Raw genomic sequence first — 15,330 nt, 5'->3', positions numbered from 1 at the left:
TTCTTCGGGATTTCAGGCGCAGACGCGGTTGCGGCCTTGCCTCTTGGCCTCGTAGAGCTGGCGGTCGGCGCGGCGATAGAATTCTTCCGCCGTCTCCTTGCGGTCCCAGACGGCAAGGCCGACGCTGGTGGTGATCTTGAGCCGGACATTGCCCGAAAGAACCGACATGTTGGCGATCGCCTTGCGGATACGCTCGGCGAATTTCGACAACAATTCCGCCTCCATGTTGGGCGTGACCACGGCGAATTCCTCGCCACCCAATCGCGCCACCACGTCATGGTAGCGCGTCATGTCCTTGAGACAGCTGGCGACGGCCTTGAGTACCTCGTCGCCAACGTCGTGGCCATGTGTATCGTTGACCTGCTTGAAATGATCAAGGTCGAGGATCATCAGCCCGACGGGTTTCTCGATGCGCTTGAACTCCTCGAGATATTCCTTCAGCGCGTCGTCGAAATAGCGCCGGTTCTGCATGCCGGTCAGGCTATCTGTCAGCGCCGCATGTTCGAACGTCTCGGAGCGGGCGCTCAGTGACACGGTCATGGCCCGCAGCTTGCCTTCCTCCGTCGCCTGCCTGCGGATCAGCGGGTAGATGAAGAAGATGCCGAAGAACAGCGCGGTCGCGAGCAGCACGCCCGTCGCGAAAAGCAGCTTGTTGAGGTAGATGACCTTGTCCAGGCCGGAGGCCGTGTGCAGTTCGGTGGCAAAGGATTGCAGCAGTCCATAGGCATGCAGCGTCACCAGGCCGGCGGCCAGGATCACGAAGATAAAGACGAAAAACGCCGATTCCGCCTTGTGGAAACGCATCTGCTCCCCGATGGAAAAATGCCCATCGACCTTATGGCATGGCGGGCCTTACGGAGGGTTAATTTGGACAACCACAACGAGAACCTTTCCGTGAAGGAAAGGCTTTCTAGGTTGCATTAGCAACAAGCGTTTGGATCGTGGTTTCGATATCGTCACCAGGATGCAATCTTTGCCATTCCGGTCCTAGCTGGTGCCGAAACCAGGTCGTCTGCCGCTTGGCATATTGCCTGGTTGCGATCTTGGCGCGCTCAATCGCCTCGGGAAAACCCGATTGTCCGGCCATCGCCGCTTGCAGTTCGCGAACGCCGATCGCCTTCATCGCCGGCAATTGCGGATCGAGACGAAGCGATGCGAGTTGCCTGACTTCGTCCAGTGCGCCCTTGGCCAGCATCTGGTCGAAACGCCTTTCGATGCGTCCGACCAGCGCGGCCCGGTCCGGCTCGATGACGAAGAAGCGGGCCGTCTGTCTGTCGATGAGCGGCCGGCCCCGCGCGGCCTGCCAGTCCAGGATCGAGCGGCCGGATGCGTCGAGCACTTCGAGCGCCCGCACGATGCGCTGGCTGTCCGTGGGCTTCAACTGCATGGCTGCTCTGGAATCCTCGCGCATCAGGATGCCATGCAGTTTGACGGCGCCTTGCTCCTTCAACTCGTAGCGCCAACGGTCGCGTACCTGCCGCGGAATGTCGGGCATTTCCGAAATGCCCTCGGCCAAGGCGCGAAAGTAAAGGCCGGTGCCGCCGACGAAGATCGGTCGCCGCGAGAGCGCGCCGTCTTCGATCAGCCTCGTCACGTCGCGCAGCCACGCCCCGGTCGAGTAGGCGGTGCCGGGATGGACATGCCCATAGAGATAATGCGGTGCCCGAGCGAGGTCCGCCGCCTCCGGCCGGGCAGTCAACACGTCGAGAACCGAATAGGCTTGCATGGAATCGGTGTTGACGATCACGCCGCCTATACGTTCGGCCAGGTCGAGCGCCAGCGCCGACTTGCCGCTGGCGGTCGGCCCGGCTATCAGGATCGCATTCTTCACGCGGCCTTCGCCCGCATCCGCACCGGAATTATCGATGCCGCTTATCGCCACGCTTGTTTCCCATCCCGCCGATCGTGCCTTGTCGCCATCGCTTGCGAATATGGCCTCACAGTCGGTGGGCGCAAGCACTGTTCGCTGGATGGCCGAAGACATTGCCTGCGATCTCGCACTGCCAGCGAATGCACAAGCCGACGAGGCGGCCGCCAATCTGCGCGCGGCGCTGGCCGCCGAGCCGATCGACGTGATCGTCCAGCAGTCGGCAACGCGCCGCAAGAAGATCCTCATCGCCGACATGGATTCGACCATGATCGACCAGGAATGCATCGACGAGCTAGCCGACGAGATCGGCGTCAAGGAGCACGTCGCGGCGATCACCGCACGATCGATGAATGGCGAGATCGCCTTCGAGCCCGCCCTGCGCGAGCGCGTGGCGTTGCTCAAGGGGCTCGATGCGGCCGTGGTCGATCTGATCGTTGCCAACCGGTTGACATTGGCCTCCGGCGGCCGCGCGCTGGTGCAGACGATGCGGGCCAACGGCGCCTGGACCGCACTAGTCTCGGGCGGCTTCGAGGTCTTTACCTCACGCATCGCCGCCATGCTCGGCTTCCATGAAAATCGCGCCAACCGCCTGCTCGAACAGGATGGCCTGTTTGCCGGGTTGGTCGGCGAGCCGATCGTCGGCCGCGCCGCCAAGGCCGAGGCGCTGATCGAGATCACTGCGCGTCTCGGCCTCACCCCGGCCGATGCCATTGCTGTCGGCGACGGGGCCAACGATCTCGACATGATCCGCCTTGCCGGCACCGGTGTTGCGCTGCATGCCAAACCGATGGTGGCCGCGCAGGCAAAGGTTCGCATCGACCATGGCGACCTGACCGCATTGCTCTATCTGCAAGGCTACAGGCAGGAAGAGTTCGTCCAATGAAACCAATGCGCACCGAGCGCCTGATCCTGCGCAACTGGGACGATTGTGACCGCGAGTTGTTCCATCGCATCAATTCCGACGAACGCGTGATGGAGTTCTTCCCATTCCGTCGCGACCGTGCCGCAGCAGACGCCAAGATGGACGAACTGCGGGCCATCATCGATCGGGACGGCTATGGCTTTGCCGCCTGCGAGATCGCCGCATCAGGCCAATGCATCGGCTTTGCCGGCATCACCGGGACCGACCATCTGCCGTTCCTTCCCGCCGGCACCGTTGAGGTCGGCTGGCGGCTGGCGCCCGAATTCTGGGGCAAGGGTTATGTCACGGAAGCTGCCGAGGCATGGCTGGCCTACGGCTTCGAAAAACTCGGCCTTGGCGAGATCGTCTCCTTCGCGGTCGAGAACAACCGCCGCTCCACTGCCGTCATGAAGCGCCTCGGCATGACCGCCGATCCCTCGGCCAACTTCGACCACCCCGGCATTCCCGACAGCCACCCGGAGCTGAAAAGGCATGTGTTCTACAGGCTGACGAGCGCGGATTGGCGGAAGAATCGTCGCTGATCAATGCCTGTCAGGTGGAAATTCGTCGCCGGACTGTGGCGATCTGTCTGCGACCCGCCCCAGCATTTTCGCGAAATCGCCCGGTGACGCGTCGCCGGCACGACGACGCAGGAAGTCAGCTGCCGCTTCCATTGCCCCGACCTTTTGCGCCACAGCCGACGCAATCCATTGATTGAGCGACACGCCATCGGCCTTCGCGAGGCGCGCGGCTGCTTCCTTAACCGACTGTGGCAGTTTCAGCGGATAAGTCGCTTTGCTCATGTACGAAGTCCTTCCAAGAACTCGGCCGGGCTCACAAGCAGTACATCAAAACGGCCCGCCGCAGCTAGGAAGTCCCGGCGATTGTGAGTCACCAACGCATCGGCCCGGCCGTTGATCGCTGCTTCAAGCACCATCTCATCCTTCGGATCGTTCAATTGCGGCGGCCAGAGAAAGTGCAGCTCGACCGGCTCAGCCAGCAATGCAAAGCCGGCCAGCAAACGGCCCAGATCCGGCGCGGATAATCCGTGAGCCGCCACCTGCTCGGGTCTGGCCAGCACGGTTTCATATTCAAGAAACAGCGCTGTCGTCACCAATGGGCGAACTTGCCGATCCGCAATCAGCTGCAGGATGGCGAAAGACGCGCCATTCCTACTTCGCAAACCTGCCGTCAGAACGTTTGTGTCCAGTACGATCCGCCTCACAGGTCAAAATAGTACATCCCATAGGATGTTACAATATGACCATGGTTAGCGATCCTCAATCCATCCGGATCGTCACGAACCTCAGCTCACCGGTCTTGGACGCCAGCATCAGCAGCGCGTTCTTGCGTCCCTGCTCCTTCAGCGCGCCGATCCGGTCCATCACATCCTTGGGCGTGGCAACCGATTCCTGTGCAATTTCGGTGATCACCTCGCCCGGCTGGATGCCGCGTTCAGCCGCGGCCGAGTCCTTGGCGACGTCGGTGATGACGACGCCCGACACATCGGCGGCGATGCTGAACTTCTTGCGCGTCTCGTCGTTGAGTTCGCCGACGGTCATGCCAAGCACCGAGGCCGTCGAAACCGCCGGCGCCTTGTCGCCCTTGTCCTGGTCGGTGTTGCCGTTTTCGCCGCTGGCGAGCTTCTCGCTGTCCTCGAGCCGGCCAAGTGTTACCTTCACCGTCTGCTCGACACCCTTGCGCACGATCAGCACGTCGACCGCCTTGCCGACCGGGCTCTCCGCGACCACACGCGGCAGGTCGCGCATCTCGTGGATGTCCTTGCCGTCGAACTTGATGATCACGTCGCCGGCCTGGATGGTGCCGTTGTCGACCGGTCCACCCTTGATGACGCCGGCGACCAGCGCACCCTTGGCGGTCGCCATGCCGAGGCTCTCGGCAATGTCGTCGGTCACCGGCTGGATGCGCACGCCAAGCCAGCCGCGCCGCGTTTCGCCATATTGGCGCAGTTGCTCGACAACGCCCGATGCGAGCTGCGAGGGGATGGAGAAGCCGATGCCGATCGAGCCGCCGGACGGCGAAATGATCGCCGTGTTGATGCCGATGACCTCGCCGGCGCTGTTGAACAGCGGCCCGCCCGAATTGCCGCGGTTGATCGCGGCATCGGTCTGGATGAAATCGTCATAGGGGCCTGAATTGATGTCGCGGTTACGCGCCGAGACGATGCCGACCGTGACCGTGCCGCCGAGGCCGAACGGATTGCCGATCGCCATCACCCAGTCGCCGACGCGCATCTTGGTGGAATCGCCGAACTTCACCGCCGTCAGCTTGTGGCCCTTCGGATCGACCTTGAGCACCGCGACATCGGTCTTGGTGTCGGTGCCGACCAGCGTCGCCTTCAGCGTGACTCCATCGGAGAAATTGACCTCGATATCGTCGGCATCGGCGATGACATGGTTGTTGGTGACGACGATGCCCTGCTCGGCGTCGATGACGAAACCGGAGCCGAGCGACTGCACTTTCTGCGAGCCATTGTCCTTGTCGCCGCCACGGTTCTTGAAGAAATCGTCGAAGAAATCCTGGAACGGCGAGCCTTCGGGAAGCTGCGGCATCGGCACCGCGCCCGGACCTTCCGTGCCCTTCACCGTCTGCGACGTCGAGATGTTGACCACCGCGCCGAGCAGGCCTTGCGCCAGGTCGGCCACCGAAGCAGGCCCGTCGGCGGCCATTGTCGGCGTCACGAAGGCCGGAACGGCCACGGTGCCCAGAAGAAGCGCTGCCGCGCCAGCGACGAACGTGCGTCGAGCCGCGCGCAAAAGGGTGTTGGATGTCATCGAGAAGCCTCCCGGCACTTCTGAAAGAGAAAAGCGCTTCGACGGAAACGCCGTGTCGCGCCATGATGGCAAGAAATAGGGCACGTTTGCGGCTATGGCTATTGGCAGAGTGTAAATCCCGCGTTTTTGCACACCCCCTAGCCGCCGCGGATCAGCCAGACGATACCGACGCCGGCGGCAATCGCCACCAGCCCGGCGATCCGCAATGCGTTCTCCGGCAACGACAGCACCTCAGCCGCCAGTTTCCTGGCGAAACCGGGAAAGCCGCCATAGACCAAGCCCTCAATGACGAGGACCAGGCCTATTGCCGCGAAGAAATCCTGCACCGGCCGCTACTGGCCGGTGCCGGGCGAAGTTGCGGGTGCGGTCGCCGGTGCGGCAGGAGGTGCCGGTTGCGGAGCCGCCGGCCTTGCCGGCGCCTCCTTTCCGTCAGGGTCGCGGAAGAAACGGAAGAACTCCGAATTCGGCGACAGCACCATTGTCGTGCCGGTGTTGTCCAGCGCCGTGCCATAGGCGTTCATCGACCGGTAGAAATCGAAGAACGCCGGATCGCGCTGATAAGCCTCGGCAAAGGTGGCGCTGCGCTGCGCCTCGCCCTCGCCGCGCAGGATTTCGGACTCCTTCTGCGCTTCCGCGATGATCTCGACCACCTCACGGTCGGCGCGGGCCTTGATGCGCTGCGCCGCCTCATTGCCGCGCGCCCTCAGCCTTTCGGCCTCAGCCAGACGTTCCGCCTTCATGCGATCGAAGGTCTGCTGCGAGACTTCGGCGGTGAGGTCGGTGCGGCGGATGCGGACATCCTCGATCTGCAGGCCGAGCGAGGTGGCGTCGGGCCGTAGCTGATCGCGCACTTCGCGCATCATCACAGCGCGCTCCTCCGAAAGGGCGGCCTCGAAGTCGCGCAGACCGTAGACGCGGCGCAAGGCAGCGTCGAGACGCGTCCTCAGCCGCGCTTCGGCGAGCTCGATCTGACCGGATACGGCGGCACGGAAGACACGCGGATCCGAGATGCGGTAGGCGATGAAGGCATCGACCTCATAGAACTTGCCGCCCGAGACCTGGACGCGGATGTTGTCGAGGTCGAAGCGCAGCACCCGATTCTCGATCAACTGCACCGTGTCGGCGTCGAAGAACGAGAACGGCGCCTTGAAGTAGATGCCGGGCTCGGTCTTGACGTCGACGATCTCGCCGAACCTCAGCACCAGCGCCTGCTGGCGCGCATTGACCACGAAGACTGACGAATAGAGCAGGAACAGGATGACCGCCGCGATGACGACGATGACGGGGAGACGGTTGGCCATCACTGGTTACCTCCCGTCGTCGCGCCAAGCGGGGCCGGAGCCGGCGCTTTCTGCTGCAATGCCGGCAGTGGCAGATAGGGGACGACCCCCTGCCCGTTGCCTTGCTCGACAATCACCTTGCCGGAGTCCTTCAGCACCTTCTCCATCGTTTCCAGGTAAAGCCGCTTGCGCGTCACGTCGGGCGCCTTGGCATATTCGTCATAGACGGAGATGAAGCGCTGGGCCTCACCTTCGGCCTCCTGCACCACCCGGTTCTTGTAGGCGGCCGCGTCTTCGCGGACCTGTGCGGCCTCGCCGCGTGCCTGGCCGAGCTTCTGGTTGGAGTACTGGTTGGCCTGCTCGACGAACTTATCCTCGTCCTGCTCGGCGCGCTGCACCTCGTCGAAGGCGTCGGCGACCTCACGGGGCGGCGCCGCGTCCTCGATCGAGATGGCGTTGACCTGAAGCCCGGCCTTGTAGCCGTCGAGCGTGGTCTGGATGATCTCGCGCACCGAAGCCGCTATGCCCTGGCGGTCGTCACGGAAGATGTCCTGCGCCGGCCTGCGGCCGACAGCCTCGCGCATCGCGCTCTCGGCGACCTGCCGCAGCATGCCGTCCGGGTCGGAGACGTCGAACAGATAGGCGCGGGGATCGGAGACCTGGTAGGCGACCGAGAACTGCACGTTGACGATGTTCTGGTCGCCCGAAAGCATCAGCCCCGACGTGTTGCCGCTGGACGCGCCACCGCCAATGTCGACGAGCTGCTCGGAAATCTTGGCCGTTTCGACGGTTTCGAGCGGCCACCAGTGGAAATGCAGGCCGGGCTGCGACAGCTCGGCCTTCGGCTTGCCGAAGCGCAGCTCGACCGCGACCTCATCGGGCTGCACGGTGTAGACTGCCTGGAACGCCCATAGCACGACCAGCGCCGCGCCGATCAGGCCGAATATGGCCGGACTGGCGCCGCCACCGCCGGGCAGCGCACGCCGCAGCCTGTCCTGGCCACGGCGGATGATGTCCTCGAGGTCGGGAGGCGAGCCTTGCGGGCCGCTTGGCCCCTTCGGTCCCTGCCCCCAGGGTCCCTGATTGTTGCCGCCGCCGCCCCATGGGCCGCCGCCACCGCCACCTTTGTCGTTCCAGGGCATGAATGTCCTTTCGCTTGGAATTCCCTCAAGCGCCGGAATTTCGGCGCAAATCCAGTCTTGTTCTTCTATAGGGACGCCACGGCATGCTTTCAACGCGATGCTCTGCCGGCATCATCGGTTTTGGGCCGGTCGCGACCCTTTGTCGTCTTTAAACGCCTTTTTTCTTTCAATGGCTCTCGCGGCGTCGCTCGTAAACCGTATAGCGCGTCGCGTGGCTGTCCTTTTCGCCGACCGGGATCTCCTGCGAACTGACTTCGCGCCAGCGTTTCGGATCGATCGGCGGGAAATGCGCGTCGCCGTCGACAGCGGCCAGCACATGGGTGACATGCAGCCGGTCAGCGAGCGGTAGCGCCTGCGCATAGATTTCGCCGCCGCCGATCACGCAGACCTCGTCCACCCCGCTCATGCAGCGCCCACGCACATCAGCCAGCTGGATCGCGTTCTCAAGTGTATGCGCCACCTCGACGCCGTCGGCGCGCCAGGTCTTGTCACGGGTAACAACGATGTTCAGCCTGCCCGGCAGCGGCCGGCCGATGCCTTCATAGGTCCTGCGGCCCATGATGATAGGCTTGCCCATCGTGTCTGCCTTGAAGCGCTTGAGATCGGTGGAAAGCCGCCAGGGCAGTCCCCCGTCCCGCCCGATGACGCCGTTCTCGGCGATGGCGACATAGATTGCCACGTGCATCAGTTGCCGTTCCCATTGTCGGATGGATCGAGGATAAGGATGTCGATGTCGCGCTCTGGATAGAAGTCCTCAGCCGTCATCTCGAAACTCGTCGGCCCGACCTTCCTGACATTGTCACCGCAGAACGAGACCAGGGCTTTGGGATTGCCCTTGTCGACGGTCAGCTTGAACTTGCCGATGCTGCCGGCCGCCCAGTTGCCGCCGGTGGTCAGGATGTAGGCGATGCGGCTCTCGTAATATTTTGGATAGCCGTCGGGATCGTTCTTGGCAGCCTTGCGCACTGCGTTCTCGAACGTGTCGTCCATGCAGTAGCGGGACTTGTAGGCGGCGTACTGTCCCTGGAACTTGCCGTCGTAGAAGAAGCTGACCGACGAGGTGCCGCCGACGCTCGGTTTGTAGCGGTGGGAAACGTGGACGTCCTTGTTGGCCGGAAAGGTCGAGCGCCACCAATAGGTCGAGCGCAATTGCCAGAACGGTGCATAATTGGGCTTCGCGCCAGCGCTGTCATCGACAGTGTCCTCGATGATGATGCCGCGGGTGACCCAATCGTCGGCCACCGTTTGCGGCAGCTTCGCGAGCGCCGCCTTTGCCGCTTCACCGAATGGGTTGAAAGGCACGTTCTGCGCCTTCAGGTCGGCACCGATGTCGATGCCGAGCGCGAACGCCTTCTGCTCGAGCTCAGGCTTTGCCGCCACGCCGTCGATCGTCACCTCGAAGCCAAGGAAATTGTCGCTCTGGTTTTCGGGGATCGCCGGCATCTCCTCGGGATCGCCGGAGATGTCGGGCATTGGGAAGGCGACGATCGCGTCGACGTCCTTATCGGTGTTGTTGTGGAAGACGTAATCCACGGTCACCTTTTCCGGCGAGATGAAGAGGTCCTCGCTCTGCATCGCCACGGCATCGCTGCGCGACAGCACCAGGCCGCCGGTGCCGAGTTCGGCAACGGAATCATTGGCGAACGCGGGTGCGGCCGACAAGGCCAGCACCGCCGTCAGAACATATCGCAACATGAAAGCCCCTCGGCGAGAATGTCGCGATGACCCTAGCGGTTTCAACGTGGCGTTTCAAAGCCCTTCCGCATCCGCGCCACGCCAGTCTGGACTAAAGGGTTGCGATCGGGCAGGAGTTCGCTTCATGCGCAAGCTTCTCGTCATCGGCATCGGCGCCGGCAATCCCGACCATATGACCGTGCAGGCCATAGACGGCCTCAATCGGGCCGACGTGCTGTTCATCCCCGACAAGGGTGCGAAGAAGAACGATCTTGCCGAACTGCGCCGTCACATCTGCGACCGCTTCGTCACCAACCCGAATTCACGCCGCGTGGAATTCGACGTGCCCGTGCGGGCCGAACCGGCGCCTTCCTATCGCTCGACGGTCGATGACTGGCACGAGGCAATCGCCGCCATCTATGAAGACCTGATCCGCGAAGAGATCGCCGAGGATGGTTGCGGCGCCTTCCTGATCTGGGGCGACCCCTCGCTCTACGACAGCGCGCTGCGCATCCTGGAGCGCGTACGCCTCAGGGGCAACGTCGCCTTCGAACTGGAGGTTATTCCCGGCATCACCGCCATCCAGGCGCTTGCAGCCAGCCATGCGACAGCGCTGAACCGCATCGGCGATTCCATCCTGATCACCACCGGCCGCCAGCTGACGGAAGAAGGCATGCCGCAAAATGCCGGCAGCGTCGTCGTCATGCTTGACGGCAAATGCGCCTTCAACACGCTCGCCGACCAGGATCTTTTCATCCAATGGGGCGCTTATCTCGGCACGCCGAACGAAATCATCGTCTCCGGCCGCCTAGGCGACGTCGGCGCCGAAATCGAAAAGCGCCGCGAGCAAGCTCGCAGGGAAAAAGGCTGGATCATGGATACGTACATGCTGAGGAAGGTAGGGCAGTAGGGCAGTAAGGCAGTAAGTGAACGAGACATCAGAAGCCGGAACACAAGAAAGCACTCGAAAAATTCGACGCGCCCGAGTTGGTCTGCCCTACTGCCCTACTGCCCTACCCCTCCTCAATCTCCGCCTGCAACGCCTCCATATGCGTCGCGGCGGCCGAAGCCGCCGCGCGTTCGATGGCGCGGAAACGGCTGACCACGGCCAGGCCCACCGCCGTCAATTGTGCGCCGCCGCCCTTGCGGCCGCCGGTCTGCGCGGCCACCAGCGGCTTGCCGAACACCCGGTTCATGTCCTCGACCAAGTCCCACGCATGCTTGTAGGACATCTCCATGCCGCGCGCGGCGGCCGAGATCGAACCGAAGGCGGCGATCTGCTCCAGCAATTCGATCTTGCCCGGCCCGATGCGCCCGTCGGGGTCGAGATTTATCCGCAAGCTCAGCGACGGCATTGTCTTCCTCCGCGATCACGCCCGCCATGTTAGAGCGTCCCTGGCCGCCTCGCTATTCCAAATCGATATAGCGCAGAGACCCGCTCGCCGTCTCAGCCGTCCGCCTCCGCGGGGAGCCCGCCCCCGGTGTTTGCCTGGTCGAAACTCACCGTCTTGATCACGGCGAAGACCTGTCCGCCGAGCCGCAGCTTCAGAACCTGCCGCGACTGTTCGGTGACCCGTGCCAGCACGGTCGCGCCGTTGCAGTCGATACCGATCTCGACCGTCGGCCCCTCGCCCGGTCTGATCGCGACGATCGTGCCGGCCAGGATGTTGAGCGCGCTGAGACCAGACGGCCGTTCGGTGGCGATCATGACGTCGCGCGCGCGGATGCGTATGCGCACCGGCGCGCCCACCGTCGCCACCAGCTTGGGCACGCGTATCTCGCCGGCGTTCGAGCCAAGCACCGTCATGCCGAAAACCTCGTCATGCTGCAGTACGCTGGTGTCCAGCACCGCGCCGCCCTCGCCGCGCTCCTCCGCCGGCAGAAGGTCCGGCCTTTGCATGACAGCCGTGGTCGGGCCGCTGGCGGCAAGCTTGCCTCGCGCCAGCATCACCACGTCGCTCGCCAGCCGCGCCACCTCGGCGATCGAATGGCTGACATAGACGATCGGGATCTTGGTCTCGTCGCGCAGGCGCTCGACATAGGGCAGGATTTCGGCCTTGCGCGCCTCGTCGAGCGAGGCCAGCGGCTCGTCCATCAGCAACAGCCGGGGGCTGGCGAGCAGCGCCCGGCCGATCGCGACGCGCTGCCTCTCGCCGCCCGAGAGCTTTGCCGGCCGCCGCGCCAGCAGCGGCTCGATGCCGAGCAATTCGACGACGGCGTCGATCTCGGCATAACGCTCCGCCGCCGGCGTGAACCAGCGGCCATAGCGCAAATTGCTCGCCACGCTCATATGCGGAAACAGACGCGCGTCCTGGAACACCATGCCGATCCGGCGCCTGTGCTTCGGCACGAAAATGCCCTTGGCCGTGTCGACCAGCACACGGCCATCGACCTCGATGCGTCCCTGGTCGGGCCGGATCAGCCCGGCAATCATATTGATCAGCGTCGTCTTGCCCGAGCCGGAGGGCCCGAACAGCGCCGTCAGCCGCCCGGCGCTCTCGAAGCGGATGTCGAGGGGGAAATCGCCGAGCCGATGGCGGATGTCGACAAGGACGCTCATTCGATGTCCATCCGCCGGCCGACGCGCCGCGCCAACACTTCCGAGGCCACCAGGGCGGCCATCGAGATGACGATCGAGATCAGCGTCAGCCGAAGCGCGCCGGCATCGCCGCCCGGCACCTGGGTGAACGTGTAGATTGCCGACGGCAGCGTCTGCGTCTCGTTGGGGATGTTGGAGACGAAGGTGATCGTCGCTCCGAACTCGCCCATCGCCTTGGCGAAGGAGAGGATGGCGCCGGCGATCAGCCCGGGCAGGATCAGCGGCAAGGTGATGGTGCCGAACACCCATGGCGGGCTGGCGCCGAGCGTTCCGGCCGCCGCCTCCATCTTGCGGTCGACGGCCTCGATCGACAATCGGATCGCCCGCACCATCAGCGGAAAACCCATGACGCCGCAGGCAAGAGCCGCACCCGTCCAGCGAAAGGAAAAGACGATGCCGAAATGCTCGGCCAGGAATGCGCCGGCCGGCCCGCGCTTGCCGAAGGTCAGAAGCAGGAGATAGCCGGTCACCACGGGCGGCAGGATCAGCGGCAGGTGCACCAGCCCGTTGAGCAGCGTCTTGCCCCAGAAGCGGCCGCGCGCCAGGAGCAGCGCTATCGCTATGCCCGGCGGCAGGCTGGCGATCATCGCCACTGTCGCCACCTTGATGGACAGCCGGACCGCATTCCATTCGTCGGGAGTGAGGTCCAGCAGCCAGTTCATGCGCAGGTGGCTATCCTAGTTGACGGGCGCAAGGACCGTGAAACCCTGCTCCTTGAATAGATCCGATGCCTTTGCCGTCCGCAGGCACTTCAGGAAGGCAGGCGTGTCCTTGTCCTTCGAATCAGCCGTTTGGGCAACCGGATAGATGATCGGCGGATGTGAATCCTCGGGGAAAACACCAACCACCTTGACGCCCTTTTCGGCATGCGCGTCCGTGGCATAGACGATGCCGAGAGCCGCTTCGCCCATCGAGACCAGCTTGAGTGCCGCACGCACATTCTCGGCCTGCGCCACCTTGCCCTCGACCGAGGACCAGACGCCGAGCGATTCAAGCGCGGCCTTGCCGTATTTGCCGGCCGGCACAGCCTTGAGGTCGCCCATGGCGAGCTTGCCGTCGCCGACCAGCTTGGCCAGATCAAAACCCTTTTCGATCTTGGCTTCAACGCCCGAATCCTTCGGCGCCACCAGCACGATCTGGTTGCCGAGCAGCTTCACTTCGGTAGCGGGCTTGGTCAGCTTCCTGTCGGAAAGATACTTCATCCAGTCGAGATCGGCCGAGATGAAGACGTCCGCCGGCGCGCCGCTTTCGATCTGCTTGGCGAGCGCCGAACTCGCCGCGTAGGAGATGGTCGCCGCTTCGCCGACATCAGCCGCGCAGGCCTTGTTGACCGCGTCGAGCGCGTCCTTGAGGCTGGCGGCCGCAAACACCACGACCTCGTCTTGCGCGCGCGCCGCCGGCACTGCTGCCGTCCACGCCGCCGCGAAGCCGCCAATGGCGACCGCCGCCACTGCAAAACCGTTGCGCGTCATGAACTCTCCCTGAGTTGACATCCGGCCTGCTCGAAGCCTGCCATCCGATATATCCGGATGAATATAACAAGGAAAGGTTTTTCGCACAGCGTCGCCATTGAATGCGCGGCGTCCTCGCGACCTGCGATAGACCAGCACGGATACAGCGAAAGGCAGACGAAGACGTCACAAGAAAATCGGCGCCCGTTGCCCTCGACGGAACCAAGGCTGAAATCCTCTAAAGCGCGTCCTTCCCCCAAAACCGCGGTCACTTTTGGGCGACATGCATTGGCACGGCTGATCGGCGTGTAGACTGCGCCTTCAAAGCTGTCGCCGCCGCGATCTGTTGGGAGAGGCGAGGCAATGTCTAAATGCAGATAAGTGCGTGTCGAAACGAGCCTTCCGGCGTCTTCACCATCCGCACTTTGCAGACATACCGCGTCTCGCTTAATATGGCGCTTGCGGGAAGGTCATTCCCCTCTGCGTCAGCGGGCTTGCAAGTCGCGCGGGGACAGTATGGCAGCTTCGCAGCTGGATCGTCGCAGAACGGCTTCATGCTGTTGTTGATGCATTCACACCCGCACTCGGCAAATGCGCGGCCATTGAAAGCGAAGACAAAGACGAGCGCAAATACCGCTGCTGACAGTCGCATGGACGCCTCCCCGGAAATCTCCTGGCCTGAGGGTAAGGTCGACCGATCTTGTCGAAAAGATATCAAAACGACGTACCGGCGAGGCACCACCATCGCCACGGCCTCGAGACATCAGGTCGGCAAGGTTGCGCCGGCGGTTCAGACCGCGATCGGCGCCTTGATCGTCGCGTCGGCGACATAGTTTTCCAGCCGGAAATCCTCGAAGCGGAAGGCGAAGAGATCCTTCACTTCAGGGTTGATCCACATGGTCGGCAGCGTTCTTGGCGTGCGCCGCAGCTGCTCGCGCGCCTGCTCGAAATGGTTCGAATAAAGATGTGCGTCGCCGAGCGTATGGACGAAATCACCGGGCTTCAGGCCGGTCACCTGCGCCACCATCAGCGTCAGCAGGGCGTAGGAGGCGATGTTGAACGGCACGCCGAGGAAGATGTCGCCGGAACGCTGGTAAAGCTGGCAGGAAAGCCGGCCTTCCGAGACGTAGAACTGGAACAGGCAATGGCATGGCGGCAACGCCATCGCCTCCACCTCGGCCGGATTCCAGGCCGAAACGATCAGCCGCCGCGATTGAGGATTGCGGCGTATCTCTTTCACAAGATTGTTTATCTGATCGATCGACCCGCCATGGCCGTCCGGCCAGGAACGCCACTGCTTGCCATAGACGGGGCCAAGGTCGCCATTCTCGTCAGCCCATTCGTCCCAGATGGAAACGCCATGGTCGGTCAGATATTTGATATTGGTTTCGCCGGCCAGGAACCACAAAAGCTCGTGAATGATCGATTTCAGATGCAGCTTCTTGGTGGTGGTGACGGGAAAGCCGCGCGCCAGGTCGAAGCGCATCTGGTAGCCGAACACGGAGCGCGTGCCCGTGCCCGTGCGGTCGCCGCGGTCGGCGCCGTGGTCCAGCACGTGCTGCAGAAGGTCGAGATACTGGCGCATCGGTTCGGCTCGATTCGATTGTGCGAGCATTAT

At 63.3% G+C, this 15,330-nt stretch carries 18 protein-coding genes; 3 read left to right on the top strand and 15 right to left on the bottom strand.

Annotated elements, in window-relative coordinates:
- Positions 1-12: 12 nt before the first annotated feature.
- Both LB547_RS00755 and miaA read right to left on the bottom strand, forming a co-directional pair.
- Positions 13-804, bottom strand: coding sequence for a GGDEF domain-containing protein (locus LB547_RS00755; protein WP_140495351.1), 792 nt, complete (start codon positions 802-804; stop codon positions 13-15).
- A 106-nt stretch (positions 805-910) separates the two neighbouring features.
- The gene (gene miaA, locus LB547_RS00750; RefSeq protein ID WP_140495863.1) at positions 911-1,876 is read right to left on the bottom strand and encodes a tRNA (adenosine(37)-N6)-dimethylallyltransferase MiaA; all 966 of its coding nucleotides are present in this window, start codon (positions 1,874-1,876) and stop codon (positions 911-913) included.
- Here miaA and serB point away from each other — a divergent pair.
- Both serB and LB547_RS00740 read left to right on the top strand, forming a co-directional pair.
- Positions 1,866-2,753 carry a phosphoserine phosphatase SerB gene (gene serB / locus LB547_RS00745; RefSeq protein ID WP_140761142.1) on the top strand — a complete coding sequence of 296 codons (888 nt, stop codon included), beginning with the start codon at positions 1,866-1,868 and terminating at the stop codon, positions 2,751-2,753. The genes miaA and serB overlap by 11 nt on opposite strands.
- Entirely contained in the window at positions 2,750-3,313 is a 564-nt protein-coding gene (locus tag LB547_RS00740) for a GNAT family N-acetyltransferase (protein ID WP_140564209.1), read from the top strand. The genes serB and LB547_RS00740 overlap by 4 nt, the downstream gene beginning before the upstream one ends.
- Here LB547_RS00740 and LB547_RS00735 read toward each other — a convergent pair whose 3' ends face one another.
- From LB547_RS00735 to LB547_RS00700, 8 genes are all read right to left on the bottom strand, one after another.
- The gene (locus LB547_RS00735) at positions 3,314-3,574 is read right to left on the bottom strand and encodes a toxin-antitoxin system HicB family antitoxin (RefSeq protein ID WP_140495345.1); all 261 of its coding nucleotides are present in this window, start codon (positions 3,572-3,574) and stop codon (positions 3,314-3,316) included. It lies immediately after the preceding gene.
- Positions 3,571-3,996: a putative toxin-antitoxin system toxin component, PIN family gene (locus LB547_RS00730; RefSeq protein WP_140761147.1), complete on the bottom strand. Its 426-nt coding sequence runs from the start codon at positions 3,994-3,996 to the stop codon at positions 3,571-3,573. The genes LB547_RS00735 and LB547_RS00730 overlap by 4 nt, the downstream gene beginning before the upstream one ends.
- A 55-nt stretch (positions 3,997-4,051) precedes the next feature.
- Positions 4,052-5,566, bottom strand: a complete 1,515-nt coding sequence (locus LB547_RS00725) for a DegQ family serine endoprotease (RefSeq protein WP_140664672.1) — start codon at positions 5,564-5,566, stop codon at positions 4,052-4,054.
- Positions 5,567-5,703: 137 nt separating this feature from the next.
- The gene (locus LB547_RS00720) at positions 5,704-5,892 is read right to left on the bottom strand and encodes a DUF2065 domain-containing protein (protein ID WP_140521173.1); all 189 of its coding nucleotides are present in this window, start codon (positions 5,890-5,892) and stop codon (positions 5,704-5,706) included.
- Positions 5,893-5,898: 6 nt separating this feature from the next.
- A complete protein-coding gene (gene hflC, locus LB547_RS00715; protein ID WP_140521174.1) occupies positions 5,899-6,867 on the bottom strand; it encodes a protease modulator HflC in 969 nt (322 codons plus the stop codon).
- Positions 6,867-7,988: an FtsH protease activity modulator HflK gene (hflK, locus tag LB547_RS00710; RefSeq protein ID WP_140495337.1), complete on the bottom strand. Its 1,122-nt coding sequence runs from the start codon at positions 7,986-7,988 to the stop codon at positions 6,867-6,869. The genes hflC and hflK overlap by 1 nt, the downstream gene beginning before the upstream one ends.
- Before the next feature lie 166 nt (positions 7,989-8,154).
- A complete protein-coding gene (locus tag LB547_RS00705; RefSeq protein ID WP_140495334.1) occupies positions 8,155-8,673 on the bottom strand; it encodes a dihydrofolate reductase in 519 nt (172 codons plus the stop codon).
- Positions 8,673-9,683, bottom strand: coding sequence for a DUF4424 domain-containing protein (locus tag LB547_RS00700; RefSeq protein WP_140559550.1), 1,011 nt, complete (start codon positions 9,681-9,683; stop codon positions 8,673-8,675). The genes LB547_RS00705 and LB547_RS00700 overlap by 1 nt, the downstream gene beginning before the upstream one ends.
- A 124-nt stretch (positions 9,684-9,807) precedes the next feature.
- Between LB547_RS00700 and cobF the strand changes: the two genes are divergently transcribed.
- Positions 9,808-10,572, top strand: coding sequence for a precorrin-6A synthase (deacetylating) (gene cobF / locus LB547_RS00695; RefSeq protein WP_140761152.1), 765 nt, complete (start codon positions 9,808-9,810; stop codon positions 10,570-10,572).
- Positions 10,573-10,675: 103 nt separating this feature from the next.
- On the opposite strand, the gene LB547_RS00690 is transcribed toward cobF, so the two are convergent.
- The 5 genes from LB547_RS00690 to LB547_RS00670 form a co-directional block, all read right to left on the bottom strand.
- Positions 10,676-11,017, bottom strand: a complete 342-nt coding sequence (locus tag LB547_RS00690; protein WP_140495328.1) for a winged helix-turn-helix domain-containing protein — start codon at positions 11,015-11,017, stop codon at positions 10,676-10,678.
- A gap of 92 nt (positions 11,018-11,109) precedes the next feature.
- On the bottom strand, positions 11,110-12,222 hold the full coding sequence (gene modC / locus LB547_RS00685) for a molybdenum ABC transporter ATP-binding protein (RefSeq protein WP_140685499.1): 1,113 nt from the start codon (positions 12,220-12,222) through the stop codon (positions 11,110-11,112).
- Positions 12,219-12,923: a molybdate ABC transporter permease subunit gene (gene modB, locus LB547_RS00680; protein ID WP_140495324.1), complete on the bottom strand. Its 705-nt coding sequence runs from the start codon at positions 12,921-12,923 to the stop codon at positions 12,219-12,221. Before modB ends, modC begins: the two co-directional genes overlap by 4 nt.
- A gap of 15 nt (positions 12,924-12,938) precedes the next feature.
- A complete protein-coding gene (gene modA, locus LB547_RS00675) occupies positions 12,939-13,733 on the bottom strand; it encodes a molybdate ABC transporter substrate-binding protein (protein WP_140670191.1) in 795 nt (264 codons plus the stop codon).
- 769 nt (positions 13,734-14,502) lie between these two features.
- A complete protein-coding gene (locus LB547_RS00670) occupies positions 14,503-15,297 on the bottom strand; it encodes a thymidylate synthase (RefSeq protein ID WP_140521267.1) in 795 nt (264 codons plus the stop codon).
- Between the last annotated feature and the right edge of the window lie 33 nt (positions 15,298-15,330).

The organism is Mesorhizobium sp. B264B1B (assembly GCF_020165765.1).
In the GTDB taxonomy this organism is placed as follows: domain Bacteria; phylum Pseudomonadota; class Alphaproteobacteria; order Rhizobiales; family Rhizobiaceae; genus Mesorhizobium.
This window is presented reverse-complemented; position numbering and strand designations above follow the sequence as displayed.